At 67.0% G+C, this 3,339-nt stretch carries 5 protein-coding genes; 1 reads left to right on the top strand and 4 read right to left on the bottom strand.

Features of this window, described 5'->3' with window-relative positions; all coding sequences use genetic code 11:
* From cyoE to ACQKPE_RS25985, 4 genes are all read right to left on the bottom strand, one after another.
* Nucleotides 1–645 (bottom strand): heme o synthase (gene cyoE, locus ACQKPE_RS26000; protein WP_427669570.1); only part of this gene is annotated, 645 nt, incomplete at its 3' end.
* On the bottom strand, nucleotides 630–1,703 hold the full coding sequence (locus tag ACQKPE_RS25995) for a COX15/CtaA family protein (protein WP_427669568.1): 1,074 nt from the start codon (nucleotides 1,701–1,703) through the stop codon (nucleotides 630–632). The genes cyoE and ACQKPE_RS25995, both read right to left, overlap by 16 nt.
* A 9-nt stretch (nucleotides 1,704–1,712) precedes the next feature.
* Nucleotides 1,713–2,297, bottom strand: coding sequence for a hypothetical protein (locus tag ACQKPE_RS25990; protein WP_427669566.1), 585 nt, complete (start codon nucleotides 2,295–2,297; stop codon nucleotides 1,713–1,715).
* Complete coding sequence (locus tag ACQKPE_RS25985) at nucleotides 2,263–3,003, bottom strand: SURF1 family protein (protein ID WP_427669564.1); 741 nt, start codon at nucleotides 3,001–3,003, stop codon at nucleotides 2,263–2,265. Before ACQKPE_RS25985 ends, ACQKPE_RS25990 begins: the two co-directional genes overlap by 35 nt.
* A 63-nt stretch (nucleotides 3,004–3,066) precedes the next feature.
* Here ACQKPE_RS25985 and ACQKPE_RS25980 point away from each other — a divergent pair, with 63 nt between their 5' ends.
* A complete protein-coding gene (locus ACQKPE_RS25980; protein WP_427669563.1) occupies nucleotides 3,067–3,270 on the top strand; it encodes a twin transmembrane helix small protein in 204 nt (67 codons plus the stop codon).
* Nucleotides 3,271–3,339 lie beyond the last annotated feature (69 nt).

Here is a 3,339-nt window from a genome sequence, read left to right as displayed (position 1 = left end):
GTAGCGCTCTCCGTGGGTCACCGGCAGCATCGGGATATCGGCCTTGGCGTACTCTTCCTTGCGGTGGATCGCCAGGGCCCAGAAGTGCGGGGGTGTCCAGGCGAAGATGATCAGCACCAGCAGCAGGGGTTCGGCGCTCACATGCCCGCTGACCGCCACCCAGCCCAGCAACGGCGGCGCAGCGCCCGCCAGTCCGCCGATCACGATGTTCTGCGGCGTGGCGCGCTTGAGAAAGCCGGTGTAGAGCACCGCATAGCCGAGCAGGGACGCCAGCGTCAGCCAGGCGGTGAGGGCGTTGGTAAACACCAGCAGCAGGGCCATGCCCGCCAGCGACAAGGCCAGGGCGAACAGCAACGCCGGTACAGGCCCGACACGCCCTTCGGCGAGCGGGCGCTTGTGGGTGCGGGCCATCAGTGCGTCGATGCGTCGGTCGACCACATGGTTGACCGCCGCCGCGCCCCCGGCACACAGCGCGATGCCCAGGTTGCCGAACAGCAGCACGCTCCAGGCCACCCCCGCGCGGGTGGCGAGGAACATGCCCACCAGCGAAGTGATCAGCATCAGCACCACCACCTTGGGCTTGGTCAGCTCCAGGTAGTCCCGCCAGCCGGCCCGTTGCCGGCGTGTGCTCAGAAGCGTCGCCACGAATCGTTCCTCATGTGATGGGAAACCCCCACGCCAACCACCGGCCGCAAGCGCCAGCCCGCACCCACGCGCACCTTGTCGACCACGCGGATGCGGTAGTTCACCAGCACCATGGTCAGCAGCAGCATCGCGCCGCCGGCGTTGTGCGCCACGGCCACGCCCAGGGGCAGGTGGAACAGCACGTTGCTGATGCCCAGGCTCACCTGCACGGCCAGCGCCAGCAACACCAGCCTGGCCAGGCCGGAAAGGCCATTGCGCTGCAACTTCCAGCTGAGCATCAGCAGCACGGCGGTAACCATCAACGCACCCAACCGGTGGCTCATATGGATGGCCGTACGTGCATCGCTGTCCAGCTGCCCGCCCAGGTAATTGGGGCCGACATGCTGGGTGAGGTGGAAGCCGTTGCTGAAATCGGCCGCCGGCCACCACTGGCCATGGCAGGTAGGCAGGTCGACACAGGCCACCGCCGCGTAGTTGGCACTCACCCAGCCGCCCAGGGCGATCTGCCCGACCACCACCAGCAAGGCCAATGCTGCTACCCGGCGCAAGCTGAGCGGCAACTTCGGCAACGGTTTGAAGGCCCGGGATAGACGCAGGGACAGTAGGAACAGCAGGCTCAAGGTGGTGAACCCGCCCAGCAGGTGCGCGGTGACCACCTGCGGCCACAATTTCAACGTGACGGTCCACATGCCGAACGCCGCCTGGGCCAGCACCACACCCAGCAAGAACACCGGCAGCCGGTAGGGCGAGCCGTCGCGGGCGTGTCGACGCACGGCCTGGATCGCCAGCCAGGCGATCACCAATGCCAAGACACCGGCAAAGTAGCGGTGGACCATTTCCGCCCAACCCTTGGCTGCTTCCACCGGGTGTTCGGGGAAGTGCAGTTCGGCATGGGCCAGCTGGGCGTCGCTCTTGGGCACGCTGATGAAGCCATAGCAACCCGGCCAGTCGGGGCAACCGAGGCCGGCGTGGGTCAGGCGGGTGTAGGCGCCCAGCAGCACGACCAACAGTGCCAGCAGGGTGGCGAATACGGCGAGGCGGTATCCGGGTCTGGCCATGATGGGCTCCTAGCCGATGTTGGACAGCTTGAGCAGGTGGCGCAGGTCGTCGAGCACCTGCTTGCCCTTGGCCTTGGCGTCGTAGCGCAGCACCAGGTTGCCATGGGGGTCGACCAGCCACAGCTGCGGGCCGGGCTCGGTCACCTTGCTGGCGTAGCGCTGGGCATCGAGTGGGTAGCGCTGCAATTGCGGGTATTCACGTTCGAGGGTGGCCTGGAAGTCGCCAGGCAGCGGCTGCGCGGCGGCCAGGGCATGGCTGGCGCGGCTGGCGTCACGGCCCAGGCCGATCTGGATCTGCCGCGCCAGGTACACCAGTTGCTGGCACTCGGCGGTGCAGGCCTGGGGCGCGCTGACCAGCAGTTGCCAGCCTTCTGATTGGGCATCGATGCCGATGTCGGCGCGGGTTTCGCCGTTGCCGATCATCGCCCCGTGATAGCTGCGGCCTTCCGGCACCCAGAACTTGAATTTGTACATGCTGGTGGCGAGGAACATCGGCCCCAGCACCACCAGCAGGATCAGGATCAGCTGCAAGCGCCCGCGCGCGCGGGACTTGCCGCGCTCAGGCACGCCCAGTGGACTCGTGACGGCGCCCATGGTGGTTCTCCTTGTTGTTATGCCAACCGAAATAGAGGTAGAGCAGCACCAGCGCCGCGGCCAACGCGAACCACTGCACGGCATAGCCCAGGTGTTTTTCCGGGCCCATGGCGACCACCGGCCAGTCCAGCCGGTAGCTCGCAGGGCCAGGCTCCAGGCGCAATTCATGGGCGAAGCCATCACGACCCAGCTGTTGCCACAGTTGCGCGGGTTCGACAGCGGTCAGCAGGTGCGGCCACTGGCCGCCGGCCGGGTCGGGGTGCAGCTGGAAGGTGCTGCCCGGCGCCACGTACACCGAGGCGTCGAGGCTCAGGGGTTGTTGTGGGGTGTCGAAGCGCACCGGCACGCGTCGGTCGGGCCATGGCAGCCAGCCGCGGTTGACCAGCAGCCACTGGCCGCTGGCCTGGTCGTGAAAGGGTTGCAACAGCTCGACACCGACCTGGCCGTCGCGCAGGCGGTTGTCCAGCAGCAGGCTGTGCTCGGCGTCGAAACGGCCGTGCAGCTGTACGTGTTGGAAGGCCGGGTCGGGCAGTTGTTGAAGCTGCGCGACGGCGACCGGCGCCTGGATACGGCGCTCGGCGTAGGTATCCAGCAGGTGTCGCTTTTCATCGGCGCGGCGTAGCTGCCAGCAGCCGAGCGCGATCAACCCCGGCAGCAGTGCAAGCACCACCAGGGTTGGCACGATGCCGGGGCGAAACGGCTTCACCGGGGCCTCGCAAGGTCGAGCGCTATACTCAAAGGCATCACTGCATCCCCCTGGAGTCTCGCCATGCTCAAGGCCGCGATCGTCCTGATGCTGTTCGCTACCATCGCCAGCCTGTTCAGCGGGCTGGTGTTCCTGGTCAAGGACGACGACCAGTCGACCCGCCTGCTCAAGGCCCTTACCGTGCGTGTCACCCTGGCGGCCCTGACAGTCGGGCTGGTGGCCTGGGGTTTTCTCAGCGGGCAGTTGGTTTCCCACGCGCCGTTCTGAATTTCACCGCCCCCTGTAGGAGCGGGCTTGCCCGCGAATGCGGCGGTGCATTCAACATCGCATTCGCGG

Origin of the sequence: Pseudomonas sp. NPDC089554, assembly GCF_050280645.1 — a bacterium.
Classification (GTDB): Bacteria; Pseudomonadota; Gammaproteobacteria; order Pseudomonadales; family Pseudomonadaceae; genus Aquipseudomonas.
This window is presented reverse-complemented; position numbering and strand designations above follow the sequence as displayed.

Coding starts and splice junctions, on each gene's coding strand:
- ACQKPE_RS25990 (WP_427669566.1), bottom strand. CDS start 2,297: ATGGGCGCCGTCACGAGTCCACTGGGCGTGCCTGAGCGCGGCAAGTCC.
- ACQKPE_RS25980 (WP_427669563.1), top strand. CDS start 3,067: ATGCTCAAGGCCGCGATCGTCCTGATGCTGTTCGCTACCATCGCCAGC.
- ACQKPE_RS25995 (WP_427669568.1), bottom strand. CDS start 1,703: ATGGCCAGACCCGGATACCGCCTCGCCGTATTCGCCACCCTGCTGGCA.